General features: G+C 67.4%; 25 protein-coding genes and 1 pseudogene. 11 read left to right on the plus strand and 15 right to left on the minus strand.

Annotated features, from left to right (window positions below; all coding sequences use genetic code 11):
• Positions 1–66: 66 nt before the first annotated feature.
• The gene (locus tag PIGHUM_RS15055; protein ID WP_124080378.1) at positions 67–1,056 is read left to right on the plus strand and encodes a LysR family transcriptional regulator; all 990 of its coding nucleotides are present in this window, start codon (positions 67–69) and stop codon (positions 1,054–1,056) included.
• Here the strand turns inward: PIGHUM_RS15055 and PIGHUM_RS15060 are convergent.
• Complete coding sequence (locus tag PIGHUM_RS15060; RefSeq protein WP_124080379.1) at positions 1,025–2,695, minus strand: thiamine pyrophosphate-binding protein; 1,671 nt, start codon at positions 2,693–2,695, stop codon at positions 1,025–1,027. The two genes, PIGHUM_RS15055 and PIGHUM_RS15060, sit on opposite strands and share 32 nt — an antisense overlap.
• Before the next feature lie 275 nt (positions 2,696–2,970).
• Here PIGHUM_RS15060 and PIGHUM_RS15065 point away from each other — a divergent pair, with 275 nt between their 5' ends.
• From PIGHUM_RS15065 to PIGHUM_RS15075, 3 genes are read left to right on the plus strand one after another with little or no spacing between them, the layout of a single operon-like run.
• On the plus strand, positions 2,971–3,885 hold the full coding sequence (locus tag PIGHUM_RS15065; RefSeq protein WP_124080380.1) for a PhnD/SsuA/transferrin family substrate-binding protein: 915 nt from the start codon (positions 2,971–2,973) through the stop codon (positions 3,883–3,885).
• A gap of 47 nt (positions 3,886–3,932) precedes the next feature.
• Entirely contained in the window at positions 3,933–4,997 is a 1,065-nt protein-coding gene (locus PIGHUM_RS15070; protein ID WP_124080381.1) for a DODA-type extradiol aromatic ring-opening family dioxygenase, read from the plus strand.
• Between the two features lie 53 nt (positions 4,998–5,050).
• Positions 5,051–6,037 (plus strand): Bug family tripartite tricarboxylate transporter substrate binding protein, encoded by a 987-nt coding sequence (locus PIGHUM_RS15075; protein WP_124080382.1) that lies wholly within the window; start codon positions 5,051–5,053, stop codon positions 6,035–6,037.
• A 31-nt stretch (positions 6,038–6,068) separates the two neighbouring features.
• Here PIGHUM_RS15075 and PIGHUM_RS15080 read toward each other — a convergent pair whose 3' ends face one another.
• Together PIGHUM_RS15080 and PIGHUM_RS15085 are read right to left on the minus strand one after the other, a co-directional pair.
• Positions 6,069–6,551: an aromatic-ring-hydroxylating dioxygenase subunit beta gene (locus PIGHUM_RS15080; RefSeq protein ID WP_124080383.1), complete on the minus strand. Its 483-nt coding sequence runs from the start codon at positions 6,549–6,551 to the stop codon at positions 6,069–6,071.
• Between the two features lie 2 nt (positions 6,552–6,553).
• Positions 6,554–7,816, minus strand: a complete 1,263-nt coding sequence (locus tag PIGHUM_RS15085) for an aromatic ring-hydroxylating oxygenase subunit alpha (RefSeq protein WP_124080384.1) — start codon at positions 7,814–7,816, stop codon at positions 6,554–6,556.
• Between the two features lie 110 nt (positions 7,817–7,926).
• On the opposite strand from PIGHUM_RS15085, the gene PIGHUM_RS15090 reads away from it, so the two are divergent.
• The 4 genes and pseudogenes from PIGHUM_RS15090 to PIGHUM_RS24235 all read left to right on the plus strand — a co-directional run.
• Entirely contained in the window at positions 7,927–8,880 is a 954-nt protein-coding gene (locus PIGHUM_RS15090; protein ID WP_124080385.1) for a LysR family transcriptional regulator, read from the plus strand.
• Positions 8,881–9,021: 141 nt separating this feature from the next.
• On the plus strand, positions 9,022–9,342 hold the full coding sequence (locus PIGHUM_RS15095; protein ID WP_124080386.1) for a non-heme iron oxygenase ferredoxin subunit: 321 nt from the start codon (positions 9,022–9,024) through the stop codon (positions 9,340–9,342).
• A gap of 97 nt (positions 9,343–9,439) precedes the next feature.
• Positions 9,440–10,378 carry a LysR substrate-binding domain-containing protein gene (locus PIGHUM_RS15100; protein ID WP_124080387.1) on the plus strand — a complete coding sequence of 313 codons (939 nt, stop codon included), beginning with the start codon at positions 9,440–9,442 and terminating at the stop codon, positions 10,376–10,378.
• 229 nt (positions 10,379–10,607) lie between these two features.
• A pseudogene (locus PIGHUM_RS24235) lies at positions 10,608–11,342 on the plus strand (AMP-binding protein); the annotation flags it as partial.
• Positions 11,343–11,751: 409 nt separating this feature from the next.
• On the opposite strand, the gene PIGHUM_RS24240 reads toward PIGHUM_RS24235, so the two are convergent.
• From PIGHUM_RS24240 to PIGHUM_RS15155, 10 genes are all read right to left on the minus strand, one after another.
• The gene (locus PIGHUM_RS24240; protein ID WP_160142289.1) at positions 11,752–12,129 is read right to left on the minus strand and encodes a RidA family protein; all 378 of its coding nucleotides are present in this window, start codon (positions 12,127–12,129) and stop codon (positions 11,752–11,754) included.
• A complete protein-coding gene (locus tag PIGHUM_RS15115; protein WP_124080389.1) occupies positions 12,126–12,779 on the minus strand; it encodes an SRPBCC family protein in 654 nt (217 codons plus the stop codon). The genes PIGHUM_RS24240 and PIGHUM_RS15115 overlap by 4 nt, the downstream gene beginning before the upstream one ends.
• Before the next feature lie 13 nt (positions 12,780–12,792).
• Positions 12,793–13,278, minus strand: a complete 486-nt coding sequence (locus tag PIGHUM_RS15120) for a (2Fe-2S)-binding protein (protein WP_124080390.1) — start codon at positions 13,276–13,278, stop codon at positions 12,793–12,795.
• The gene (locus PIGHUM_RS15125) at positions 13,275–15,572 is read right to left on the minus strand and encodes a xanthine dehydrogenase family protein molybdopterin-binding subunit (protein ID WP_124080391.1); all 2,298 of its coding nucleotides are present in this window, start codon (positions 15,570–15,572) and stop codon (positions 13,275–13,277) included. The genes PIGHUM_RS15120 and PIGHUM_RS15125 overlap by 4 nt, the downstream gene beginning before the upstream one ends.
• Positions 15,569–16,447 carry an FAD binding domain-containing protein gene (locus PIGHUM_RS15130; protein WP_160142290.1) on the minus strand — a complete coding sequence of 293 codons (879 nt, stop codon included), beginning with the start codon at positions 16,445–16,447 and terminating at the stop codon, positions 15,569–15,571. Before PIGHUM_RS15130 ends, PIGHUM_RS15125 begins: the two co-directional genes overlap by 4 nt.
• A gap of 16 nt (positions 16,448–16,463) precedes the next feature.
• Positions 16,464–17,276, minus strand: coding sequence for an alpha/beta fold hydrolase (locus tag PIGHUM_RS15135; RefSeq protein ID WP_124080393.1), 813 nt, complete (start codon positions 17,274–17,276; stop codon positions 16,464–16,466).
• A gap of 28 nt (positions 17,277–17,304) precedes the next feature.
• Positions 17,305–18,267 carry a tripartite tricarboxylate transporter substrate binding protein gene (locus PIGHUM_RS15140; RefSeq protein ID WP_124080394.1) on the minus strand — a complete coding sequence of 321 codons (963 nt, stop codon included), beginning with the start codon at positions 18,265–18,267 and terminating at the stop codon, positions 17,305–17,307.
• 32 nt (positions 18,268–18,299) lie between these two features.
• The gene (locus PIGHUM_RS15145) at positions 18,300–19,760 is read right to left on the minus strand and encodes a UbiD family decarboxylase (RefSeq protein WP_124080395.1); all 1,461 of its coding nucleotides are present in this window, start codon (positions 19,758–19,760) and stop codon (positions 18,300–18,302) included.
• Positions 19,761–19,791: 31 nt separating this feature from the next.
• Positions 19,792–20,754, minus strand: coding sequence for a Bug family tripartite tricarboxylate transporter substrate binding protein (locus tag PIGHUM_RS15150; protein ID WP_160142291.1), 963 nt, complete (start codon positions 20,752–20,754; stop codon positions 19,792–19,794).
• 289 nt (positions 20,755–21,043) lie between these two features.
• Positions 21,044–21,658, minus strand: coding sequence for an NIPSNAP family protein (locus PIGHUM_RS15155; RefSeq protein ID WP_160142292.1), 615 nt, complete (start codon positions 21,656–21,658; stop codon positions 21,044–21,046).
• A gap of 137 nt (positions 21,659–21,795) precedes the next feature.
• On the opposite strand from PIGHUM_RS15155, the gene PIGHUM_RS15160 reads away from it, so the two are divergent.
• The 3 genes from PIGHUM_RS15160 to PIGHUM_RS15170 are packed head-to-tail and all read left to right on the plus strand — an operon-like array spanning position 21,796 to position 24,326.
• On the plus strand, positions 21,796–22,899 hold the full coding sequence (locus PIGHUM_RS15160; RefSeq protein ID WP_124080398.1) for an NADH:flavin oxidoreductase/NADH oxidase: 1,104 nt from the start codon (positions 21,796–21,798) through the stop codon (positions 22,897–22,899).
• A gap of 55 nt (positions 22,900–22,954) precedes the next feature.
• Positions 22,955–23,938 carry a Bug family tripartite tricarboxylate transporter substrate binding protein gene (locus PIGHUM_RS15165; protein ID WP_160142293.1) on the plus strand — a complete coding sequence of 328 codons (984 nt, stop codon included), beginning with the start codon at positions 22,955–22,957 and terminating at the stop codon, positions 23,936–23,938.
• Positions 23,925–24,326, plus strand: coding sequence for a cupin domain-containing protein (locus PIGHUM_RS15170; protein WP_124080400.1), 402 nt, complete (start codon positions 23,925–23,927; stop codon positions 24,324–24,326). Before PIGHUM_RS15165 ends, PIGHUM_RS15170 begins: the two co-directional genes overlap by 14 nt.
• Before the next feature lie 86 nt (positions 24,327–24,412).
• On the opposite strand, the gene PIGHUM_RS15175 is transcribed toward PIGHUM_RS15170, so the two are convergent.
• Complete coding sequence (locus PIGHUM_RS15175) at positions 24,413–25,267, minus strand: alpha/beta hydrolase (protein ID WP_222929259.1); 855 nt, start codon at positions 25,265–25,267, stop codon at positions 24,413–24,415.
• On the minus strand, positions 25,264–26,178 hold the full coding sequence (locus tag PIGHUM_RS15180) for a substrate-binding domain-containing protein (protein WP_124080402.1): 915 nt from the start codon (positions 26,176–26,178) through the stop codon (positions 25,264–25,266). The genes PIGHUM_RS15175 and PIGHUM_RS15180 overlap by 4 nt, the downstream gene beginning before the upstream one ends.
• Positions 26,179–26,187: the final 9 nt, after the last annotated feature.

The following is a 26,187-nucleotide window of genomic DNA, read 5'->3' on the forward strand; positions in this document are numbered from 1 at the left end:
ACCGCGGGGGAAGACCGGCGCTGGGTTAAGCTAGGCGGGATTGTCCAGGCTTCCTGACCCGCTCCGATGAATTCCGACGACCTCGCCCTCTTTACCCGCGTGGCCGATACCGGCAGCTTTTCCGCTGCTGCGCTGGCCGACGGCCTGGACACGTCCAATGTCAGCCGCCGTATCGCGCAATTGGAAAAAGACCTGGGCGTGCGCCTGTTCCGCCGCAATGGCAGAGGCGTTGCGCTGACGGGCCAGGGCGAAGTGCTCCTGACGTATGCGCGCGAGGTGGGCAGCTCGCTCGAGGCGGCGCGGACGGCGGTTTCCAGCACCGCCCGGCGCGGCCCCGCCCGCATCCGCATCGCCGCCCAGCCCACCATTGCCCGCGCGCTGTTCGGCGACCTGTTCCACGCGCTACGCGCGCATTTCCCGCACAGCCAGGTGCATTTCACCGAGGGCCTGGCGGATACCATCCTGGCGGACCTGCAATCCGGCGCGCTGGATCTGGCGGTGCTCTACCGCCCCGAGCACGTGGGCGGCATGGTGTACGAGCCCCTGCTGCTGGAGCGCCTCTACCTGCTGGCGCCGCCGGGCTTTCCGGTGACGCAGGCGCACCTTTGCGAACATGGCTTGAAAGGCCTGCCGCTGATCCTGCCCAGCACGCGCCACGGCTTGCGCGTGTTCGTCGAGGCGCTGGCCTCGCGCCATGGCTACGCCCCCACGATCGCGCTGGAAAGCGACGGTTCGAATGCGCTGACGGTGGACCTGGTGCACAAAGGCTGCGGCTGCTCGGTGCTGCCGCTGGCGACGGTGGCCGACGACATCGCGTGCGGCCGGCTGCAAGGTTTCCCCATTCCGGGCGAGGATGTGGAGCGGGCGATTTCGCTGGTGCTGGGGCGCTCCGACATGGAAGCCCGCGATCTCTGGCCGCTCACCCGCCTGATCCGTTCGGTCACGGCCAGGCTGGCGGAGCAGGGGGCCTGGCCGGGAGCCCGCCCGGTGCCGCAGCCCGCGGACGGCCAGGCGGCCCAGGCGTTCAGTCCTTGGCCAGCCGCGCCTGCGGCGTGATCTGCAGCGGGTCGGTAAGCAGTTCCAGCAAGGCGGGCCGCCCCGATGCGCGGGCGCGTTCGAAGGCGGCCGGGAAATCCGCTTCGTGTTCGATGCGTTCGGCATGCGCGCCGAAGGCTCGCGCCAGCGCCACGAAGTCCGGGTTGGCCAGGCGCGTGCCGGAAACGCGGCCGGGATATTCGCGCTCCTGGTGCATGCGTATCGTGCCGAGCATGCCGTTGTTGGCGACGATGACGATGACCGGGGCATCGAACTGCATGGCGGTGGCCAGTTCTTGCGGGTACATCATGAAGCAGCCGTCGCCGGCGAAGCACACCACGGTGCGTTCGGGATGGGCGAGCTTGGCGGCGACGGCGGCGGGAAAGCCGTAGCCCATGGCGCCGTTGACCGGCGCCAGTTCGGTGTGCAGCCGCTTGTAGCGGAAGTGCCGATGGACCCAGACGGTGTAGTTGCCGGCGCCGCTGGCGATGATCGCGTCTTCGGGCAGCGTGTCGGACAAATGTGCGACCACGGCGCCCAGGTCCACGCCGCGCAGCGCGTCGTTGCGCGGCAGCGGGGCGTTGTGGGCCTCGTAGGCCGCGCGCGCCGCGGCGGTATGGGCGTCCCAGGGGCGCGCGCCGGCCGGCGCGGGCAGTTCGGCAAAGGCGTCGGTGGCCTTGGCCACCGACGCGTTGATGGGCAGCTCGGCGCGGTAGACGCGGCCGAGTTCCTCGGGGTCGGCATGGACGTGCACCAGCCGCTGGGTGGGTTCGGGGCTGCGCACCAGTTCGTAGCTGCCCGAGCTGACTTCGGACAGCCGGCTGCCGATGGCGATCAGTAGGTCGGCCTCGCGCAGCGTCTGCGTCAGCGCGGGCGAGATGCCCAGGCCGATCTGGCCGACGTAGTGCGGATCCCGGTTGTCGAGGATGTCCTGGCGGCGGAACGAAGCCGCCACCGGCAGGTTGTAGGCGGCGGCGAAGCGGCGCAGGTCGGCCTGGGCCTGCTCGGTCCAGCCGGTTCCGCCGACCACGACCAGCGGGCGCCGGGCCTCGCGCAGCAGCTTCTCCAGTTCGGGCGCGGCGGCCGCATCGGGAGCGGCTTCGGCGATCCGTGCCGGCGGGATGTCGGCCACGGCCGCCGATCCATACAGCACGTCTTCGGGCAGCGCGACGACCACCGGACCCTTGCGGCCGGATTGCGCCACGCTGAACGCGCGATTGACGATCTCGGGGATGCGCTCGATGGACTCGATCTCGGTCGCCCATTTGGCCAGTCCGCCGAAGACCTTGCGGTAGTCCAGTTCCTGGAAGCCTTCGCGCTCCTTGGCGTCGCCGTGCACCTGGCCGACGAACAGGATCATGGGGGTCGAGTCCTGCATGGCGGTATGTACGCCGTTGGCCGCGTGCGTGGCGCCGGGGCCGCGCGTGACGATGGCGATGCCGGGGCGGCCGGTGAGTTTGCCGTAGGCGTCGGCCATGTTGGAGGCCGCGCCTTCATGGCGGGTAACGATGGTGCGGATGCCGGGGTGGTCGGCCAGGGCGTCCAGCACGGGCAGGTAGCTCTCGCCGGGGACGCAATAGACGGTATCCGCCAGATTGCGCCGCAGCGCTTCGACGAGGATCTGGCCGCCGTGGCGGGAAGAGGTATCGGTAGTCGCCATGCGTGGTTCCACTGCTGTGAAGAGGGATGGGCGGACGGTGTCCGGGATCGGTCAAGTATTCCAGGCATTGCGCGCCGCCGGACAGTGGGGGCCGCATAGCAGTTTTGCGATAAATACAAAGCCAGGGCGGTCCTCGCAAAGCCGCCCGGTTGGCGCGGATTAACCTTTCTGTCAACGTATTGGCTGCATTCCTCAATCGACGCGCTGCGGACCGCGGTGCACACTCCGCCCTCTCATGCCGGCGCGGTGCCGGCCGTGTCCGGAGATTGCACACGATGGCTGACCATACGCTCGTGACCGCCTTGCGGCGGTATGAGTACAACGATGTTCTGTTCGACGAACAAGCCCACGATGGCGTGACGTTCAGGATCGCCACCTACGAAGGCGCGTTGCTGACCGCGATGCGCGCCATGCTGCGCGAACGCGCCTACGATGTCTGCGAGATGTCGCCGACATCTTATTTGATCGCGCGCCAGGCCGGCGCGCCGCTGATCGCGCTGCCGGTCTTTCCGTTCCGCCAGTATGCGCTGGGCCAGATCGTGGCGCGCGCGGACTCCGCGGTCCGGGACGTGCGGGACCTGCCGGGCAAGCGGATCGCCGTGCGCACCTGGGCGCAGCCGACGGCGCTGTGGGTGCGCTACTACCTGTCGGATTACCTGGGTGTGGATTTGTCGGGCGTGACCTGGGTCTTCGTCGCCGACGACCCGGTGCCCGGCCTGAAGCGGCCGGAAGGCGCGATCGAGCGGCGCGGCCAGACGCTGGACGGCCTGCTGGCATCGGGCGAGGCGGACGTGGCCATCGGCCTGCGCCATGTGCCCGAAGGCTGCCGCACCCTGATCGCCGATCCGCAGGAATCGGCATCGGCGTGGACCCGGGCGACCGGCATCGTGCCGGCCAACCACCTGGTAGTGATGGACGCCAAGTACGCCGGCACCGAAGTGCCCGACCTGGTCTGCCAGCGTTTCGAGACGGTGCTGCGCGATTACCTCGCGGCCCACGGCACGCCCGCATCCGGCGTGATCGCGGACCTCGAGCGCATCAATCCCGAACTGGATCCGCTGCCCAACGGCCGCCGGGCCAACGCGCGGATGTGGGAAGCCCTGGTGTCGGCCATGGTCGCGCAGGGGATGCTCGAACCGGTGGCCGAGCCGTTGGCGCTGCTGCACGACTGGGAGCCTGCACGGGCCTGAATCCCGTTCGAGCGCACCCTCCATCAAAAAATGAGTCAGGAGTAGACATGGCGAAGTTTCTCGGAGCCATTGGCACCTCGCATTCCCCTCCGATGTTCCTGGAAGTCGAATACTGGGAAAAGCATTCGGAAATCACCGACCAGAAGAATCCCGAACTGCAATCCCCGCGTACGGGCAACATAACGCCTTATGCGCAGTTGCTCGAAGAGGCGCAGGCCGCGGATCCCGGCCTGGCCGCGGAGCTGACGCCCGAGGTATTCGCCGCCAAGTACGAGCGCATGCAAGTGGGCGCGCAGAAATTGCGCGACGTCGTCGCCGAGCAGAAGCCGGACGTGGTCATGGTGATCAGCGACGACCAGGAGGAGCTGTTTTTCGACGACAACATGCCGTCGCTGTCCATCTACTGGGGCGACTCGTGGGATCTGATCCCATGGAAATCGCACCGGCCCGGCGCGCACCGGCTGTTCGAAACCTTCCAGCGCGGCTGGGGCGACCGCGAAATGTCGGTGCCGGTGGACGCGGCGATGGGCGAGTACCTGATCAAGGGCCTGGGCGACCGCGATTTCGACATCTCGCATTTCCGCTATCTGCGCGACGAGTACGGCGGCAGCGTGGGCCCGTCCGGCTATATCGAGGAGCGCCGCTCGCGCGCGCCGGGCAAGAAAGGGATACCGCATGGCTTCGCCTACGTGGTGAAGGCGGTGATGGACAACCAGCCGATTCCCATGGTGCCGGTGTTCGTGAATACCTGCTATCCGCCGAACCGGCCGACCGGCCGCCGCTGCTTCGACTTCGGCGCCGCGCTGCGCGCGCTGGTCGAGGAATACCCCGGCGACCAGCGTGTGCTGATGGTGGCTTCGGGCGGCCTGAGCCATTTCGTGCTCGACGAGGAGCTCGACAGGCGGGTCCTGAAAGGCCTGCAGGAGAACGACCGTTCGATTCTGGAAAACCTGCCGCGCCTGGATACGCCGACTGGTGAGATCCGCAACTGGATCGTGGCCGCGGGCGCCTGCCAGGACCACCGCTTCGACTTGATCGATTACGTGCCGACCGCGCGCAGTCCGGCCGGCACGGGAGGCGGCTGGACATTCGGACAGTGGGTCCGGACTTGAACTGATTGCCGTCGGCTTGCCGACAGCCATTCCAACGATAGGAGACAACAACCATGACCGATCGCCGTGATTTCCTCGCCACCCTGGGCGCAGCCGCGCTGGGCGCCAGCCTGCCCGCCGTGGGGCGGGCGCAGGGCGCGCCCTGGCCGAGCGCCAGGCCCATCACCTATGTCGTCCCGTTCTTCGCCGGGAGCACTACCGACGTCATCGCCCGGATCATCACTCAGGCCTTGAGCGAATCGCTCAAGCAGACCTTCGTGGTCGAGAGCAAGGCGGGGGCGGGCGGCATTATCGGCGCCGAGACCGTCGCCAAGGCCGCGCCGGACGGCTACACGCTCATAGGGGGCACCAGCGGCACGCATGCCGCCAACGTCAGCCTCTACAAGAACCTGCCCTACGACCCGGTCAAGGATTTCGAGCCGGTATCGCTGGTGGGCGACGTGCCCAGCCTGCTGGTGGCCAATCCCAATCTCGGCGTGAACTCGGTGGCCGACCTGATCGCGCTGCTCAAGAAGAGCGAGAAGGCGCGCGCCTACGGTTCGGCCGGCGTGGGCACGACGCCGCACCTGGCGGGGGAACTGTTTTCGCAGATCATCGGCGTACCGCTCCTGCACGTGCCGTACAAGAACCAGTCGGGCCTGACCGATGTGGTGTCGGGCCAGCTGGCGTTCAAGTTCGACCAGCTGCCGTCCACGCTGCCCCTGCTGCAGTCGGGCAAGATCAAGGTGCTGGCGGTGACTTCGGCCAAGCGCATCGCGCAACTGCCGGACGTGCCGACGATGATCGAGGCGGGCGTGGCGGGATTCGAATTCACGTCCTGGCACGCCGTGTTCGCGCCCAAGGGGACGCCCAAGCCCATCGTCGAGCGGCTCAGCACCGAGATCGCCAGGGTGGTGAAGTCGCCGCAGGCCCAGCCCAAGCTGCTCGACCTGGGACTGGAGGTGGTGGGAGGCTCGCCGGCGGAGCTGGCCGAGCTGATGCAGCGCGATATCGAGCGCCTGTCGGAATTGATCAAGCGCTCGGGCGCCTCGGTGGGGTGAGGGGCGCCGCCGCGCCCGGTAAACGCCGCCGCTACAGCGGGTAGATGATGGAGTTGAGGATCCACTCGCTGTCGAAAACGCACGTTCGGCTTTTCAGTTTCAGGCCGCCGGGCGTGCGTTGCAGCCGGTCGAGATAGCGTCCGGCATTGAAGAGCTCGGAGGGTTGGTCCCGCTTGGTGCGGATGACCTGGTAGTTGGTTTCGGCGACGATCTCATCGTCGTTCGAGGCGGTGATCAACGGTGTCGATATCACGTGCCTTTGATAATAGGGATCGTGATAGAGCGTTTCGCGGATTCCATAGACGCGATCGCGCAGCATGCCTCGTCCTTCCAGCCACAGGATGCAGAGCGGCAGTCCCTGGTCGTGGTTCTCCCTCGCCTGGATGCGGTAGTGGCAGTCGTCCAGGAAAAAATCGGGCCAGCGCTCGAATTCGTTCTGGTCCAGGCACGCGCTATAGCTGCCATGGAATGCGATGAGCTCCAGCAGGTCTGCCTGGTGTCGGGTGAGTTGCATGGCTAGACCTCCATCAGCTTGCGCCAGTATGCATACATGCCGCGCAGGACGTTCTCGGTGATGGTATGCGTCGAGTCGCTCCAGTCGCGGCCTCCTTGTTCGGCGATCGTCGCCCGGTTCCGGTCGCCGGCATCGTAGGACTCCTGACAGAATTCGAGCACTTCGCCGTCGTCCGCCGAAACGTAGCCGGCCGGGCCGAACATGTTGGCCTGGCGCAGGCGGCGGGTTTCCAGGTCCGGCGTATCGTCCTCGAAGCCGAAGTGCGTCCAGACGAAGTCGAATTTCCCCGTGCCGCGCGGGATGATCTGCCGCATCGACATGCTGTTGGACTGCTGCTGCACGATCAGGTTGGGAAAGAGCGTCAGCATGACGACCGTGGGGCCGTTCCACCATTGCTCGCGTTCGATATCGATGATGCGCTCGTCGTGCAGGCGCATGTCGTCCTTGAAGCTGTGCAGGCCCTGGCTGACGTCGCCTTTGCCCGTGTCCGCCCGCGTCGAGGCCATCGCGCCGTGGCGCCCGTGCGCGTCCATCAGGATGTTCGATTTCTGGTCCCCCCGGATCAGGCCGAACATCAGGAACCAGGTATGCAGGAGCCCGACGTGGTAGGGGTCCTTGATGTTCTCTTGCATCAGTTTCCAGTTGCCGGGGATGCGCTGACGGGCATGCCCGTGGATTTTCAGCTTGCGGCCGTCGAAGGTCCGGTCGAAGTAGGGGAGGATCCGCGGCCCGAGGTAGTCTTCCAGGGATTCGATGTCGTGGGCGAACGAGGCGAAGATCACGCCGTTGCGGACGGCGACGTTCAGCTTGTTCAGTCCATGCTCGGCAGGCTTGAAATCCGCGGGCATGCCGCCGCGGATCTCGCCGTTCTTCTTGAGGCCGCGGCGGAACGGCACGCCGGCCAGGTTGCCCTTCAGGTCATAGGTCCATTGGTGGTAGGGGCACAGGAATTCTTTGACGTTTCCGGTCCGCTCCCGGCAGAATGCGGCGCCGCGGTGCGCGCAGATGTTCTCCACCGCGCTGATCGAGCCGTCGTCGGTCCTGGCGACGATGACCGATCGTTCTCCTACCCACGTGCGCTTGTAGTCGCCGGCGTGGGGAATCTCCGCTTCGAGGCCGACGTAGCTCCAGTGCTTGCCGTAGAAGATCCGGTCGAGTTCCCGGTGGTACAGCGCCTCGTCGGTATAAACCCAGAAGGGAATCCTGCTGTAGCCTTCGCCTTCCCATCTCGGGACGGGGAGGGCCTGAATGGGCTCCATGTTCATGCGTGTGCTCCAGGTCGGTGGTTCAGGCGCATGATCCCCCCGCCCGGCCCGTGGACCAATAAAGCCGCACAAATGTACGATATCACCTCAATGAATATCCGGAGGCGGCCATGGACCTGCGCGACGTCGACTTGAATCTCCTGCTCGTGTTCGCCGAGCTGATGCAGGAAGGAAGCGTATCGAAGGCGGCCGACAGCCTGGGCATGTCCCAGCCCGGCATGAGCAACGCGTTGAACCGCCTCAGGGCGCTATTGGGAGACGAGCTGCTTACCCGCACCGGACGCGGCATGCAGCCCACGCCTTACGCCGAGCGCCTGTCCGGCCCCGTCAGCGAGGCGCTGAGGCTATTGCACGATGCGATCAATTTCGAAATGACATTCGAGCCGGAATCGAGCACGCGCAATTTCACCATCGCCATGACGGACATCGGCGAGATCGATTTTCTTTCGAATCTGATGCGTATGCTGGGAACCGTGGCGCCCCGGGTTTCCATCAGCACGGTGCGCAAGGACGCCGCCAATCTCAAGGACGAACTGGAAGCGGGGGCGGTCGATCTCGCCGTGGGATGGCTGCCGGACCTCAATGCCGGGATCTTCCAGCGCCGCCTGGCGTCCAGCCAGTACGTCTGTACGTTCAGGAAGGGGCATCCGCTCGACAAGGGACCGATCTCGCTGGACGAGTTCAGCCGCGCCGACCACGTCGTGGTGATAGCCGCCAACACGGGCCACATGATGGCGGAACAGGAACTGGAGCGTCTCGGCATACGCCGGAACGTGAGGCTGCGCATTCCGCATTTCTCCGCCGTGGGCCATATCCTCGGCGAGACGGACCTGGTGGCGACGCTGCCGGGCCGCCTCGTGAACCGCAGCATGCTGCCTTTCGAGCTGGCCTGGTCGCCTTTGCCCATCGGTCTGGACCCCATTCCCCTGAACGTATTCTGGTCCGCCAAATACCACCGCGACCCGGCCAATCAGTGGCTGCGCAAGATGATGTTCGATAGCTTCGACGCAAGGGTGCCGCGCTTGCCGCCGGCGCTGGCGGTGCCCGCGGCCTTCCCGGGCTGAATCAACCGCGCCGGAATCCGCGGCGGGGACGGTTCTGCCGTGCATCTATTGCGGCCAGCAATACTGACCATTCACCGCAGGGCATTATCAGCAGCGGGCGGCTCGCTTAAGATCGCGGCAACGAATCTGAGGAGCTTGTCCATGACTGACCGTTGGGTCGATATCGCCGCACGCAGCGAACTTCCGGACGACGATGTCGTAGCCGTGAGAGCGGAGGGAGTCGAGATCGCTCTCTACGACGTCGGCGGAGAGGTATTCGCCACCGACAATATCTGTACGCACGGCAATGCCCGGCTTTGCGACGGGTTCCTGGAGGAAGGCGAGATCGAGTGCCCGCTGCACCAGGGCCGGTTCGACGTGCGTACGGGGAAGGCGCTTTGCGCGCCATTGACGCAGGACGTCCGCACCTTTCCCGCCAAAGTGGACGGCGAACGGATATGGGTGCTGTTTCGTGATGCATGAGCGAACATAACGAATGAACGGCGCAGATTGCGCCCGGTTCGCAAAACCTCCCCGGCTATAATCCGCCCGTGTCTGGCTCTCACCGGAAGCCTCGTGCATGGCCTCTTTCATTCCGCCGCTGAACGCGCTGCTTGCTTTCGAGGCGACGGCGCGCCATTTGAGCTTCACCAAGGCAGCCAATGAGCTGCACTTGACCCAGGCGGCGATCAGCCATCAGATCCGCGCGCTGGAGGACCGGCTCGGCACGACGCTGTTCGTGCGCGCCCGGGGCAAGATCGCATTGACTACGCCGGGGGCCGAGTATCTGGAGGCGATCAGCGGATTGCTGGTGGCGCTGTCCACCGCGACCGACCGGGCCAGCCAGGGCGGCAACGAGAACACGCTGACCGTCAGCTGTCTGCCGACTTTCGCCACCGAATGCCTGCTGCCCGCGCTGCCGGAATTCCGCGCCGCGTATCCCAGGTTGCGCATCCAGCTGTCGACCACGGCGGCTTTCGATGCTTTCCAGATCAATGCCTACGACGTCGCCATACGCTACGGCTCCGGCAAGTGGGACGGCGTGCGCAGCGACTGGCTGTGCGACGAATATTTCTTTCCCGTCATGGCGCCTTCCCTGATCCGGGGCCGGAGCGATCTCGGCGCGCAGGCCATCCTGAGCGATTCGGTATGGCTGCGCACCTATTTCACCTCGCTGTACGAAGACGACTGGCAGGAATGGCTGGCGGCGGCCGACCTGGCCGATCTGCAGCCGAGCATGGAACTGGGCATGCACATGCAGCTCACTTCGCTGGCCGGAGCGGTGGAGGGCTTGGGCGTCGTGATCGGGCGCACGCCGCTGGTGAACCGCGCGATGCGGCGCGAGGCGCTGGTCTCGCCGTTCGGGCCACGCTTGAAATCGAAGTCGGCCTATTACCTGGCGACGCCCGAGAGCCGCCATGCGCACCAGAAGGTGGCCTGTTTCCGCGACTGGCTGCTGGAGCGGGCCGAGCGGGATTGGCGGGCGGGTCCCGAAGCCCTGGCTGCCCATGCCAGATAGTTTTGCCGACTTCGTCGAAGCCTGTCTGGCGCGCCGCGCCAGCCGGCAGCCGGACAGGATCGCGCTGGCCGACGTGGCGAGCGGCGCGGCCCTGGACGGCCGTGCGCTGTATGCGCGCGTCGGCGAGGTGGCGCGTTCGCTGCCGCGCCGCGAAGGAGGGGACGTACCGCTTTACTTCCTGCCCTCGGCCAATGGCCTGGACAAGGTGGTGTTGTGGCTGGGCGCATGGATGGCCGGCGCGGCCGTGCTCAATATCGATACCGAATTCCTGCCGTCGGACGTGGTGCGTACGCTGCTGGCCGCGGCCCGGCCGACCGCCGTGCTGTCGCTGGGGCCGGGCGGGGCCGACTACCTGCCGTTGTCGGAACGGCGCAGCGCCCTTCCCGCGGGTACGGTGCAGGTCAACTGCACCTCCGGCACGACCGGCATGCCCAAGCTGGTCTACCAATCGGCGGCGGCGTTGCGGCACAACGGCGAGGTCTCCGCCCGGCTGATGGCGCTGGACGAGGGCGAACCGTGCCTGGAAGTGCGCGGGATGAACTGGTATTCGGCGCAGATACTGAGCCTGATGCCGTTCCTGCTGCGCGATACGCAACTGCATGTGGCGGCGGGCTTCTCGGCATCGCGCCTGACGGGCTGGCTGGCCGACCGCGGCATCCGCTTCATGCCCATGGTGCCCAGCATGGTGCGGATCATGCTGGGCATGGCGGACGCGCTGCCGTCGCTGACGCGGCTCTCCTGTAGCTCGTCGGAATTGGCGGCGGATATCTGGGAACACGCCGAGCAGGCCTGGCAGGTGCCGCTGATCAATCTGTACGGCAGTTCCGAGCTGGGCTGGATGTGCGGCTCGAATGCGGCGTGCCGGCAGGTGGGCCGCGTGGGGTTTCCGATCGAAGGCGTGGGGGTCGAGCTGGCCCGGCCGGCCGGCGCGGCGCCCGATGCGCCGGGCCGCATTCTCGTTTCCAGTCCCTATGCGGCTCTGGCGACGCGGCTGGTGCACGAGAATGCGCTGCGGCCTTGTCCCGCGCCGGTGGATACGCAGGACGTCGGGCGCTTCGATGCAAGCGGCAGGCTGACCGTGCTGGGGCGGGCCGACGACATGATCCTGCGCGGCGGCGTGAACATTCATCCCGGCGAGATCGAGCGGCAGGTGGAAGGCATGGCGGGCGTGCGCCAGGCAGTGGTGTTCGGCGTGGAGGATGCCACCTACGGCGCCGTGGTTGGCTGCGCCTTCACCGGTACGCCCGGCCTGCAGGCCAATGATCTCGCCATCCAGTTGGCGACCCGGCTTCCGCCGGCCTGGCAGCCGGTCTACTGGTGGAAGCTGGAGAGCATCCCGCTCGGGGCGAACGGGAAAGTCTCGCGGCGCCTGCTCAGGCAGCAGTTGACGGAATCGCTTCCGCCACCGCTTGCACTTCGATCAGGGCGCCGAAATGCAGCGCGCCCACCGGCACTACCGTGCGCGCGCAGCGATGCGCGCCCAGGCGCTCGCGGTACAGCCGATTGAATTCGTCCCACAGCGTGATGTCCGACAGGTAGACGGTGCATTGCACGAGATGGGACAGGTCCAGCCCGCCTTCGGCCAGGATGGCTTCGATGCGCTCGAAGCAGGTGCCGAACTGGACGGCGAAGTCGCTGCCGCGGGCCAGGTCGGGCAGGACGCCGGACAAATAGACCAGATTGCCGGTTTGCACCGCGTAGGCGTAGTGGCCCGCCGGCGGCGCCAGGCGGCGGGGCTCCCAGGTTTTCACGATCCGCTGCCCGAACCCAGGACGATGAAGGCGACCACCGCCACCGCGACCGCCGCGGCTGCGTACAGCCAGGCGCGATTGGGCTTGGAGGCCGCCGCAGGAGCGGAGGCGGCCGGGGCGGGTGCTGCCGGCGCGGGCGCTGCGGCAGCCGCCGGCGTTGCGGCGGGCTGGGGGGCTTGTTCCACATCGGCGCTGGGCGGCGCGGCGACCCGGGTAATGTGGGCATCGAGCCGCTGGAAGAACTCGTCGGCCATTTTCTTGGCAACGGCGTCGATCACGCGCGCGCCGACCTGGGCGAGCTTGCCGCCCACCTGGGCCTGGACCCGGTAGCTCAGCATCGTGCCGCCATCGGCGCCGTCGGCCAGGGCCACCGACGCGCTGCCCTTGCCGAAGCCGGCCGCGCCGCCCGAGCCGTTGAAGCCGAGGTCGTAGGAGGTGTCCGCGACCTTGTTCTGCAGCGCCAGGTCGCCCACGAAACGCGCCTTGATGAAGCCGACGGCGGCCACCATGGCGACCTTGTAGCTGTCGGGGCCGGTCGCCTCGATGGATTCGCAGCCGGGAATGCAGGCCTTCAGGACCTCCGGGTCGTTCAGGCATTGCCAGACCAGGGGCCGCGGGGCGGCGATCGGGCGTTCAGCAAGCATTTCCATGCAATGTCTCTCCTTAGCGCGCGGACGCGATGCGTTCCGCAGCGAGCCGCACCGCGGCGATGATTTCGGGGTAGGTTCCGCACCGGCACAGGTTGCCGGCCAGGTAGTGCTCGATCTGCGCATTGGTGGGCGAGGGATGCAGGTCGAGCAGCTTGCGCGTCATCATGACGAAGCCGGGCGTGCAGAAACCGCACTGGAACGCGCCGGTGTCGATGAAGGCCTGCTGGATCGGATCGAGTTCGCCGTCCTGCTCGTGCGCCGCCTCGACCGTCTGCACGTCGCGGCCCTCGAGCTTCCAGGCCGGGCACAGGCAGCCCGAAGCAGGCTGGCCGTCGACGTAGATGGTGCAGCAGCCGCACAGGCCCTGGCCGCAGCTTTCGCGGGCGCCTTTCAGGCCGCAGCGGTTCAGCACGTCGATGGCGTTGTCGCGCACGTCCACATGGTGGCGCTGGGGCCGGCCATTGAGCTGGAACTGGATGTCGATGTGGTGGGTGCTCATTGTGTGCTCTCTTGTCCTTGCCGGGCCTGGAGCCCGGCCCAGATCTTCTCGGGGCGGATGGGAAGATCGGTAATGCGTACGCCCACGGCATCCTCGATGGCCGCGGCCAGCGACGAGGCCACGCCGAAGGCCGCGCTTTCGCCGACGCCCTTGCCGCCGAACGGGCCGTTGGCCTGGTAGGCGTCCACCGCCTCGCGGCCGATGTAGCGGGGAATGTCCTGGATGCCGGGGATCTTGTATTCGGACAGGCCGGCGTTGCGCAGCTGGCCCTGCTCGTCGAATTCCATTTCCTCCAGCGTGACGGTGCCCAGCTGCATGATGGCCGAGCCGCTGATCTGGGTGTCGACGACCAGCGGATTGAGCGCGGTGCCGCAATCGACCACGTTCTCCATGCGCAGGATGGTGTACATGCCGGTCTCGGTGTCGACTTCGACCTCCATGGCGCAGCCGCCTATCATCCAGTTCGGCGTGATGTCCTCGGACTGGCCGGTCTGTTTGTCGGGCGACTGGTAGGTGGGCTTGTAGACGCCGGTGCCGATGATGGTGCCGGCCTGCATGCCGAACTTGCGCACGAACAGCATGCCCAGGTCGTTCGGATCGACCCGGTCGACGCCGACTTCGCGCGCCATCGCCTGCAGCTTGGCGAGCGCATCCTCGGCGGCCAGGCGCACGGCGTGGCCCATGTGGAAGGTCGAGCGCGATCCCAGCGTGGCCATGTCGTACGGCGAGGCGTCGGTATCGGGAGAAACGACCGAGACCGATTCGGCCGGCACGCCGATGACTTCGGAGACGATCATCGCCATCACGGTGTCGGACCCCTGGCCCATGTCCACGGTATTGCCCTGGACGCTGCAGCTGCCGTCGGCCGCCACCGAGACTGCGGCCACCGACGTGGTGGGCGAGACGCAGGCCTTGATGCCCACGCCTATGCCGCGGCCGCGCCGCTTGCGGCCGGTGCCGCGCTCGATGGCTTGGTCCCAGCCGAAGCGTTCGGCCAGGCGCTTGAGCACGGCGGGGATGGCGGCGTCCTGCATGACGGTGCCGGTGGCGTGGCGCTTGCCGTCGGACAGCACGTTGCGCAGCCGGAACTCGAGCGGATCCTGGCCCAGCGCCCGGGCGATGATGTCGGCCTGGCTTTCATAGGCCCATACCAGCTGCGGAATGCCGAAGCCGCGGAACGCGCCGGCCGGCGGGCGATTGGTGTAGATCGCCACGGAGCTGACGTCCACGTGCTCGATGTCGTACGGCCCGGGCGCGGTGAAACCGGATTTCTGGGTGACGCGGGGGCCGATGTCGGCATAGGCGCCGCCGTTCCACAGCACCTCGCAGCGGCGCGCGGTAATGCGTCCGCTTTCGTCCACCGCGGACTCGATCCGGAAGGTGGTGGGGTGGCGGGTGATGGTGTAGAACTGCTCGGCCATCGTCAGCGCCACGCGCACCGGCCGGTGGCACAGCATGCTCAGCGCCACGGCCAGCGGTTCGAGCTTGACGTAGAGCTTGCAGCCGAAGCCGCCGCCCAGGAAGGCCGTCTTGATGGTGACCTGGTTCTCGCGCCAGCCCAGCAGGCGGGCGATCTCGGTGCGCGCGAAGGAGGGCGTCTGGCTGGCGGTGTAGACGTAGGCATGCGAGTGGCGCACGTCGGCGACCGACACCATGGGCTCCAGCGGGACGTGCATCACTTGCTGTGTCTTGAAGGTGTTCTTGAACACCCGGTGGGCGCGCGCGAAAGCCTCGTCCACATTGCCTTTCTTGACGCCGAAGGTCAGCGCCACGTTGGTGTCGCGGATGCCGCTCAGGTGCTTGAGGTCGGCGAAGGTGCCGGCAGGCCGCAGCGAATCGTGCACGTAGATGTCCGAGTGCATGGCCTCGACCTCGTCCAGCACCGCGGGCAGTTCCTCGATATCGGCCATGACCAGGCCGGCGGCATCCTCGGCCACGTGCGGCGATTCGGCCACGACCACGGCAAGCGGTTCGCCCACGTAGCGCACCTTGTCGATGGCCAGGATGGGCTGGTCGTGGAAGGCCGGACCGTAGTAGGGCTCGGGAATGACCGTGAGGATGTCGGCGCCGGTGTAGACCCCGATGACGCCGGGGACGGCGCGCGCTTCCTCGACGTTCACGCCGAGCAGCCTGCCGTGCGCCACGTGGCTGCGCACGATCTTGGCGTGCAGCATGCCGGGCAGCGAAACGTGGTGGGTGTAGTTGGCGCGGCCGGTCACCTTGTCGACCGCCTCGAGGCGGCGCAGGCCCTTGCCCAGGCGCGTCAGGGAAGGACGTTCGGTCGATGTCGTCATGCTTGCCTCGTTGCCGGCCGGGCGGTTTTCATGGCCTGCTCGAAAACTTCGGGAAGATAGGCGCGCAGCAGCGCCTGCTTGTATTCCATGCTGCCGTGGTTGTCGGCCACCAGCGGCGCCTCGGCGACAGCCGCCTCGGCCGCCTTGCGGGCCAGTGCTTCCGACCAGGGCTGCCCTTCGACCAGCGCCTCGGTCTGTTCCAGGCGCTTGGGGCGGTCGGTGGCGGCGCCGATGAACAGGCGGGCGCGGCCGATGCGGTCGCCGGTCATGTCGAAGGCGGCCGCGATGCCCAGCGTGGGCCAGTCGTGGCGGGCGCGGGTGGTGACCTTCTTGTAGTAGGCACAGCCTGGCTGGCGGGGAATGAACAGCCCGGTGACGAGTTCGTCGGCCGCCAGCGCGGTTTCGTAATAGCCCTGGTAGAGCTGGTCCACCGGGATCTCGCGGCTGCCGCGTACGCTGCGGGCCGTCACGCGCGCGTCCAGCGCGCTCAGGACCGGCGGCAGATCCATGTGCGGATCGCCGTGCGATAGATAGCCGCCTATCATCGCGACGTTGCGCACGCGCGGATTGGCCAGGGTGACGAATACCTGCGCCAGCACGGGATGCGAGCGCATCAGGGCGGCGTGGCGTTCCATCTCGCCCAGGGTGGCCAGGGCATCGACGCGCGCCTGGCCGTCGTCGCCGACCTGGATCCGGTTCAGCGAGGCGCGCAGGCCTTCCAGGCTGACCAGGCTATCCACGTTGAGCACGCCGGCGCGGCGCATCAGCGAGATCGCGGTCGAGCCGCTGACCGGGCGGCCGGCGAAATCCGGCGCGGCGATCAGTTCCAGCGCCTCGTCGAGCGAGGCCGGACGCAGCAGTTCGTAGGGAGACATGGCGGGATTCCTTCGGCTAGCCGCGCGCCAGTTCGCGCAGGCACGCAGCCACGTCCTGCGGGTACTCCAGCGGCGACAGGTGGCGTGCGCGCGGCAGCACGCGCAGCGTCGATCCTGCAATGGCATCGGCCAGCGCCTGCGCCATGGCCACGGGCGTGGCGTAGTCTTCTTCGCCGACGAGAATGCGGGTGGGCACGGCGATGCCGGCCAGCCCGCCGCGCTGGTCCATATTGCCCAGCATGCGGCAGGTTTCAAGATAGGCCGGCACGTCGTTGGCCAGGAAGACCTCCTTGCAGCGCGCCACCACGTCCGGGTGGGCGCTGCGGAACTCGTCGGTGAACCAGCGGGTTTCCTGGAATGCGATCAGGCTGGCCAACCCCTCCCGGACCGCTTTCTGGCCGCGGTCTTCCCAATCGGCCGGCGCGCTGGCGCCGTACCAGGCGGTGGTGTCGAACAGCCCCAGCCCGGCGGTGCGGCCAGGGTGGCGGATGGCGAAGGCCAGCGCCACGCTGCCGCCCATCGAGGCGCCGCCCACGGCCGCGCGTTCCCAGCCCAGCGCGTCCAGTACCGCCGCGAGATCGTCGGCGAAGGTCTCGACGCGGTAGGGGCCCGCCGGCCTGCCGGAGCGGCCGTGGCCGCGGGCGTCGATGGCCGCGACCGCGACGTCCGTGCCGAGATGGGCCACGACGGAATCCCAGAACGTATGGTCCATGGCCAGCGAGTGGACCAGGGCGATGCGCCGGCGCGAGGCGGGATCGCCATGCAATGCGTAAGCGATGCGGGTGCCGTCCTGGGCGGAGGCGAACTGCGGGTGGGGCGTTTGAGTCATCTGTTCTCGTTTCCGGTATGTCGGCGTTTCAATCCACCTTGCCGATGCGCTGCACGGCCTGGATCTGCCCGTCGGCGTCTTCCTTCCAGTATTTGGCGAAGTCGGCCGTGTTCAGGTACTTGATGGGCAGGCCGCCGCCTTCGATGGTCTTCTTGACGCGGGCGTCTTCAGAGGCGAACTTGGCGGCTTCGCCGAGTTTTTCCAGCACGGCCTTGGGCGTGCCCGCGGGGGCGAACAGGCCGCTCCACTGGTAGAACTCGACGTTGTAGCCCTGGGACTTGAGGCTGGGCAGCTTGGGGAAGGCTTCCAGCGGCTCGTCGCCCCAGTGGGCCAGCACGCGCAGCGCGCCGCTGTTCACGTGCTGCTTGACCGAAGCCGGAGAGGCCGCCACGGCCTGGATCTGGTTGCCCATCAAGGCCAGCAGCGCCGGCCCGGCGCCGCCGAACGGCACGTGCAGCATGTCCATGCCGGCGGCGTTGCCCAGCGAGGCCATGTACATGTGCAGCGTGCCGTAGACGCCCGAGGAACCATAGGTGATCTGGTGCTTGCGGCCGTAGTCGACGAATTCCTGCAGCGTCTTCCAGGGGCTGTCCGCGCGCACGGCCAGCACGGTCGGATCGGCGGTGATGCGGGCGATGGGGACCAGCTGGTCGAGCTGGTACATGGATTGGCGGCCGACCAGCTTGTCCGCGGTGGGCATGCTGGAGATGGAGGGCAGCGAGATCAGGATGGTGTAGCCGTCGGGAGCCGCCCGCGCGACGTGCGCAATGCCCGCCGCGCCGCCCGAACCGGCCTTGTTCTCGACCACGACCGGCTGGCCGAGCTTGCGCGACATGGCTTCGGCCACGGGGCGGGCGACCGTGTCCGCCACGCCGCCGGGGGAGAAAGGCACGATCAGGGTAACGGGCCGGCTCGGCCATTGCTGGGCGAAGGCGGTGCCGGCGGCCAGCGTGCCCGCCAGGGTGGCGGCAAATATCGTCGTGTGGTTCATGCTGCTCCTCGTTCTTGGTGTCGTTCTTCGGGTCATTCGTCGAGTACGTGTCCCCACTTGCGGCGGGTCTCCGCTTGCAGGGCCTTGCTGGCTTCGGCAACCTCGGGGAACCGGCCGAGGTAGTCATAAGGCCGGCATGCGTCGATGACGGCCTTGGAGTTGAACGCGGTGTCGGTGCCGAAGGTGACGAACATCGGGTCGTTCTTCGAGCCCATGCCGCGGGTCAGTACGTCGATGTCGCGTTCCGGATCGGCGCGCGTGGCGACCGCCCACATCACTTCCTGCAGGTTGGAAGGATCGATGTCTTCGTCCACCACCACGGCCCAGCGCGACATGTAGGCGCCCACGCCGCAGTTGAGCAGCAGGTGCCCCGCCTGGCGGGAATGGCCGGCGTAGCGCTGCTTGATGGACACCACGTTGAACATGCGCGCGCCGCCGATCTCGTGGGCCCACACGGATTGCACGTCGGGCACGCCGGCTGCCTGCAGCGCGTCCATCAGCAGCGCCGAGCGCATCACCGCTTTCGAATAGGAATAGTCGTTGGGCGGCTTGGCCGGCGGACTGCCCAGCAGGATGGGCTGCGAACGGTAATAGACGCGTTCGATGGTCACCACCGGCGAGGTGCCCTGCTTGCCAGGGTAGTAGCCGTGGAATTCGCCGAACGGGCCTTCCTCTTTTATGTCGCCGGGATGGGCCCAGCCCTCCAGCACGATCTCGGCGGCCGAGGGAATGGGCAGGCCGGTGAGCTGTCCGCGCACGACTTCCACCGGCTGGCCCAGGATGGCGCCGATGTAGTTGTATTCGCACATGCCGTAGGGCACTTCGATGCCGGAAATGGTGTAGCCCAGCGGATCGCAGCCCAGCACGATGGCGACCGGGAAGGGCTTGCCTGCGTCGACGTGCTTGTCGTACTGGATGGCGCCGTGCTTGCCGGGGATCATGTCCAGCCCGACGTGGTTGCGGTCGTGGATCATGACGCGGTAGGTGCCCACGTTGACCCAGTCGGTGTCGAGATCGCGGGTGACGACCATGCAGCCGGTGCCGATGTAGCGGCCGCCGTCCTTTTCATGCCAGAGCGGCGCGGGAAAGGCCGTGACGTCGACCTCGTCGCCGCTCATGACGTGTTCGAACACCGGGCCGTCGTCGACCTCCACCGGCGGAAAGTCGGCGGCGCGGCTTTTCCAGGCGTTGGGGCGTCCGCGCAGCTTGCCCACCAGGTCCTGGTGGCTATCGACGCTGCCCAGCCGCAGGATGTTGGCGAGCCGGACGGCATTGGACGTGGTGCAGGTCAGGACGCGGTGTCCGGCCGGATAGCCGGGGATCTCGTCGAACAGCAAGGCCATGGGATCGGCCTTCTTGACGTTCAGTTCCGAGATGGCGCCCAGCTCCAGGCGCCAGTCGGCGCCCGGAACTTCCTTCACCTGCCGCATGGCGGCTATGTCTTCCAGCCAGCGCCGAAGGTCCAGTCCGTTTGCCTTGTTGGGGTTGGTCATGCACGATTCCAGAAAAAATTTCCCTGCGCTTTCAGGGCTCGATCTTGGCGCGTTCGATCACGCCGCGTACGTTCTGCAGGTCGAACTCGATGCGCTGCTTGAATTGCGCGGGCGGCATGCCGCCCACGGTGGCGCCGGCGTCGGCGAAGCGTTGCACCACGTCGGCGGCGGCCAGCGTCTTGGCCACTTCCCGGTGCAAGGTCTCGACGATGGCGTCGGGGGTGTTCTTGGGCGCGAACATGCCGACCCAGTTGGAAGCATCCACGCGCGGGATGCCGGCGCCTTGCGCGGTTTTCCATTCCGGGTGGTCGGCCATCGTGCGCTGGGTGAGCAGGCCTATCACGTGGACCCGGCCGGTCTTGACGTGCGGCAGCACGGCGGGTACGGCCACGACGCCCAGCGGAACCTCGCCGCCGGCAACGGCCGCCATGGCGGGTGCGCCGCCCTTGTAGGGGATGTGCATGAGCTTGATGCCCGCCTCCAGCGCCAGCCATTCGCCGCCCAGGTGGTTGTAGCTGCCGGATCCGGGCGAGGAGAAGGAGAGGCCGCCGGGATTGGCCTTGGCGGCCTTGATCACGTCATCGAAGGTCTTGTAGGGCGTGTTGGCGTTGGACACCAGCAGCAGGGGCGTGTCGCTGACCAGCGTGATGGGCTTGAAGTCGCGTTCCAGGTTGTAGGGCACGTTCTTGAACAGCGCCGGGTTCACCGAGAACTCGCCGGTGTGCGCCATCAGCAAGGTATAGCCGTCGGCGGGGGCCTGCGCGACGTAGTTCACCGCGATGAAGCCGTTGCCGCCCGGCTTGTTTTCGACGATCACGTTCCAGCCGAGCCGTTCGGTCAGCTTCTGCGCGAGCAGTCGCGCGGTCACGTCCACCACGCCGCCGGCGGCGAAGGGCACCACCATGCGGATCGGTCGGGCGGGGTAGTCCTGTGCCTGGGCGGTTCCCGCTGCCGCGGCAAGAAACAGGCAAGTCAGCGCTTTGGATAGTTTCACGTTGCTTCTCCTCCTGGGGGGCCAGATATTTCCGGTCTGTATTCGACTGGCCCGAATTGTGCCGATCGGGGAGGAGGGCGCCAAATGAAATGTCCTTATGGCAGGCATGAGGATTTCTATTGGCCGTGCGCGGAGGCAGCGCGATGCTGCGCGCCTGCGGGCATCCGGGCCGCCGGCGCGAACGGAATGCGTGCCAGAAAGGCGACGCTATAAAAATTCCTAATGGAAAGAAATTTTTATGGTTGTGGAGAGGGCGTGAAAGCCGCCGCGGAGTGCGCCGCCGCGAACGTCAGCGCAGCGGTGAATGCGGGCAGGCGGCGACCAGGCTGGACTCCGTGCGGGCGATCGATGCGCCGTGTCTGTTGTAGAAATCGCGCCAGCCGCCGCTGCGGATGCGGCGGTCCAGGTCGGGATAGGCCGACAACTGCACGACTTCATTCAGTCTGCCCGCGAAAGTGGTCCACACCGCGAGCGACATGGCCGGATCGTCGTCCGGTGGTTCGTCGCGCAATCGTGCCGCGATCTCGGCGGCTTTGCCGACCTTGGTCCGTATCAGGCGGAATTCGTAGGCGCTGACCTCCCCGGCCGGCGGACGCAGCGGCGCAACAGGCGACATGAAACGGATCTCCTGCTCGTCCATCAGCGGATGCACGCACGCCACGTAGTCATTGCGCCAGGCGTCCAGCCGGTCCAGCCCCGCCCGCGCCTGCTGGCGCGTGGCCAGGTCCGTGTGGCGCCACAAGTTGAACACGCGGCAAACCGAACCGATCTCGCCGGTCCAGAACCCCAGCAAACTGCCATAGGCGTCGCCGCGTATGGGAACCGCTACATCCTGCGCAAGACGCAGATACTCCTCCAGGCCTTGCGGCGTCACCGTATAGATCCTGAGCTCATCCAATGGCATGCGCATATCCTCGCGGCGGCGTTCGTGCTTAGGGCTAGTCCTGCTTTGACAATTTTTCCCAAATTATAAGATACTTTATAGAACGCGGGATGCCCGTTGCGGCGGCCTGTCCTTACGCATACAGGAGATGTCGTTTCATGACGCGCAGCTTGTTTTCCCCTTTGGCGCTGGGCCGCGTCGAACTCCCCAACCGCATTGCCGTGTCGCCGATGGCGCAGTACAGCAGCGATGCCGACGGCTGTGCGAGCGATTGGCACCTTGCCCATCTCGGGCAGCTTTGCTATTCGGGCGCGGGACTGCTGATGACCGAGGCCACCGCCGTCGAACCCGCGGGGCGGGGTTCGCTGCGCTGCCTGGGCTTGTATGGCGACGCGCAGGAGCAGGCGCTTGCGCGGGTCGTGGCATTCTGCAAGCAATGGGGCAGCGCGCGCGTGGGCGTGCAGCTCTCGCACGCCGGGCGCAAGGCGTCGATACGTCCGCCCTGGGCCGGGCGGGGGCCGTTGCCGCCGGAGGAGGGCGGTTGGCAGCCGCTGGCGCCGTCCGCGCTGGCCGGCGATGCGGGGGCGCCGGTGCCGCAGGCGCTCGACGAGCAGGGCATCGCGCGCATCCGCCAGGCCTTCGTGGACGCCGCGGCGCGCGCGGCGCGGACCGGCTTCGACGTGGTCGAACTGCATGCCGCCCATGGCTACCTGCTCCACCAGTTCCTGTCGCCGCTGTCGAACCAGCGCGGCGATGCCTACGGAGGCAGCGCGGCGGGCCGGATGCGGCTGCCGCTCGAAATCGCCGAGCAGGTCCGCGCGGCGCTGCCCGCCGACCGGGCGCTGGGCGTGCGCATCAGCGCCAGCGACTGGGCCGAGGGCGGTTTCGGGCTCGACGACGCCGTCGCCCTGGCAGGGGCACTGAAGGAAATCGGTTGCGATTATGTGTGCGTCTCGTCCGGCGGTCTGGTGGGCCACCAGCGCATCAGCGTCGGTCCGGGATACCAGGTGCCGTTCGCGGCCGCCGTGCGCGAGCGCACCGGCATCGCCACTCGCGCGGTCGGCCTGATCTCGCGTCCCGAACAGGCGGACGCCATCGTGCGGTCGGGCGAGGCCGACTTCGTGGCGCTGGGCCGCGCCATGCTCGACGATCCCCGCTGGGGATGGCATGCCGCCGATGCGCTGGGCGGGCAGGTTCCCTATCCCAAGCAGTACGAGCGCGCCGCCAGCAAAGTCTGGCCGGGCGCAAGACCGGCGCGCTAGCACGCCGGCGGTTCCAGGACAAAAACGCAGCAATGTCCATCTACGGAGACACATCATGAAAGCTCGTCTTGTCGTCGCAGCGCTGGGGGCCGTGGCCACCTGCTCCTTCGCGGCCGCGCCCCTCGCGTGGGCCCAGGAGTTTCCTTCCCGTCCGATCCGCCTGATCGTGCCTTATGGCACCGGGGGCGTTACCGACATCACGGCGCGCCTGGTCGCGCCTTTCATGTCCGAGGCGCTGGGCCAGCAGGTCGTGGTCGAGAACCGGGGCGGGGGCGCGTCCATCCCGGGTACCGAGGCAGTGGTCAAGGCCGATCCGGACGGCTATACGCTGCTGTTGACCTCGACCGCGCTGGCGGCCAATCCCATCCTCTTCAAGAAAATGCCTTTCGACGCCGGCAAGGACCTCGCCCCGGTCAGCCTGTTGTCCACCGTGCCGACCGTGCTGGTGGTCAATCCGGCGTTGCCGGTAGGCAGCGCCAAGGACCTGGTCGCCATGGCCAAGGCCAAGCCCGGCGCGTTGAACTACGGGTCGGCCGGCTACGGCAGCGACAATCACCTGAATGCCGCGATGTTCAATGCCGCCGCGGGAATCGAGGCCCAGCACGTGCCCTACAAGGGCGGGGGCGCCGTCATGACCGACCTGGTCGGCGGCCAGATTTCCTATGTGTTCGCGGTCCTGCCTACCGCCTTGCCATTCGTGTCTTCCGGCAGGCTCAAGGCGCTGGGCGTCAGCGGACCCGAGCGCAGCGGGGCGCTGCCCGACGTGCCCACGGTGGCCGAGGCCGCGGGGCTGCCGGGTTTCGCGGTGCAGGGCTGGGTGGGCATCTTTGCGCCCCGCGACACGCCCAGGCCGGTGATCGACAAGCTGAACGCCGCCGCATCGCAAGCCTTGAAGAATCCCGAACTGATCGGCAAGCTCAAGGCGATGGGCGAAGATCCCAAGGGCGGGGCGCCCGAGGCGCTCGGCGGCTACTTCAAAGAAGAGACCGAACGCTGGAGCCAGTTGGCCGCCAAGGTGAAGTTCGATGTCGCGCAATGACGGCGGCAGGCCCCGCGCCGCCGTCAGGGAACTCGCGGAGTTTCCCTGGATACAGTCGCCCGGGCACTTCCAGGGCGCGCTGTCCAAGGTCCTGGTGAGCGTGGAAGGAGACGGGGCGAGCTTCCTGGATTTCCGGATTTCCAGCTATGAGCCGGGAGCCTATGTGCAGACGCACGTCCACGAGGCCAAGGAGCAGGTCTATTACTTTGTCGAGGGAGAGGGCCTGCTGGAACTGGACGGCTGTCCGCAGGTCGTCAGGCCCCGCTCGTTCGTATTCCTGCCGGCCGGCGTCGGCCATGGGCTTTCCAATACCGGAACCGATAATCTCGTGTTTTTCGTGATTACCACGCCGGCAGGCAGCCTGGCCCAGCGCGAACCCCAACCGTAGCGGCATTGGATCAGGAGGCTGCCGCGAACTCGATCGCTGCCGGCAATTGGCGCGGCGTGCAGGGCTGTCGGAGGATGTCGTGACGTTCAGTTTGCCAGCTGCAGCACATGTCCGGTCAGGATGCCGGTAGGGGATTCGAGCGAGTCGAGGATGGTGAAGTGATTGGCTTGCGGCACGGGAATCAACGCCCCCGGCCGATGCCGGTCCGCGCGGTAGCCATGGAAGGCGCGCCCGTGCCCGATCAGTGCCGGGAGTTCACGTGTCCCGTAGGCGATGGCCAGTGTTTTATCGACGGCCGGCATGCGCAGAGGCGAGCAGGTCGCGATGTCATGGTCGGACAACCGCAGCTTGGCATTCAGATAGGTATCGCGGATCTGCGCGAGATCGTAGATGCCGGAGATCGCCAGCCCCGCCCGGACGGCCACGTGGTCGAGCAGCATGGAGGCCAGGTGGCCGCCCACGGATGAACCGCACAGGAACAGGGGGCCGGCGATGCCGAGCGAGGGGCCGGTGTCGCGCAGCCAGTCCAGCGCCCGGCGCAGATGGGCGACGATGGCGCCGACGGACACCTGCGGTGCGAGCGGATAGCCGACGCAGGCGTACGACCACCCGTGGGCCATGACGCCGGTTCCCAGCACGCTGCCGGAGTTCCGGCTGCCTCGCTGCCAGTAGCCGCCGTGGATGAACGCCAGGCAGGGCGCATGCGGATCCCTGGCGGGAAAGAGATCCCACCTGTTGCGTTCGTCGGGGCCGTAGGGGCGGTCCAGGCATCCCGGACGTTCCGCCCGGAAGCGCGCCGATGCTTCGTGCCGCGCCTGCTGGATCGCCGCGGCACCGGCCACGGCGGCAAGGTTGTCATAGGCGGCGTCCCGCTGGGCCTGGCCGAGGTCGTCCCAGCCCAGCGGGGGGATGGCGGCGGCACTGTCGGGGCATGCGGTCACGCCACGGCTCCGAGCCGGCGGGTGGTGTCGTCGAACAATTCGTCGACGGTCAGCCGCCGGGCCAGCAGGTTTTGCTCGCAGCAGACGTCTATCATGCATTGCAGTCCGCGCCTGAGCGGCTCGACGCCGGCGGGATGCGGAGCGAAAGCGGTCCGCTCCTGTTCCGGCGCGGCCGCCCGGCTGGCCATGTAGAGCCGGAACAGTTCCCGCACGATGTCGGGACGGGCCCGGGCCAGCGCCTGCGTGACTACCGGCATGTGGATGATCTGCACGATGCCGTGCCTGTCCAGCCAGCGGGCGGCAGCCTGGTCGGCGTCGGCGATGACCGGCTGCACGCGCGGGTCGCGGTGCATGTCCGGGCCGAGGACGGCGGCGTCGACGTCGCCGGCCAGCAGGATCTGCAGCATGGTCCGGCCGCTGTGGTCGTAGCCGACGTTGGGCGGCACGCTGCTTCCCTCGACGTGGGGGTCTTCCACGCAGATCCATTGGATGCCGTCGAGGTCCACGCCGTGCTCGTTCTGCAGGATGCTGCGCGCCCACGTGCCGGTGGTCTGGGGGTGGGAGCGCACGCCCACGCGCCGGCCCTCGAGGTCCTTGGGACGCAGCGGGCCGCGCTGGGCATCGTAGCCGATGTAGCCGTGCTGCATCTTGCCGGTAACGACCACGGGCAGCAGGACGAAGGGCTGGTCCAGGGCCCGGGCCTGCAGGTAGCTGACCAGCGACATCTCGCTGCAGTCGTATTTCTGCGTGCGCATCATGGCGGCGAACTCGTCCCAGACCGCGCGCAGCCCGGAGAAGCGGACGTCGATGAGGTCCGAGTCCAACTGGCCGCTCTTCCAGGCGCGGGTGGCAGGGTAATCGCCCAGGTTGACGGTAACGATGGGCCGGCCGGCGGTGGCTGCTGCGTTCATGCTCGTCGA

The organism is Pigmentiphaga humi, from assembly GCF_900606115.1.
Lineage (GTDB): Bacteria > Pseudomonadota > Gammaproteobacteria > Burkholderiales > Burkholderiaceae_B > Pigmentiphaga > Pigmentiphaga humi.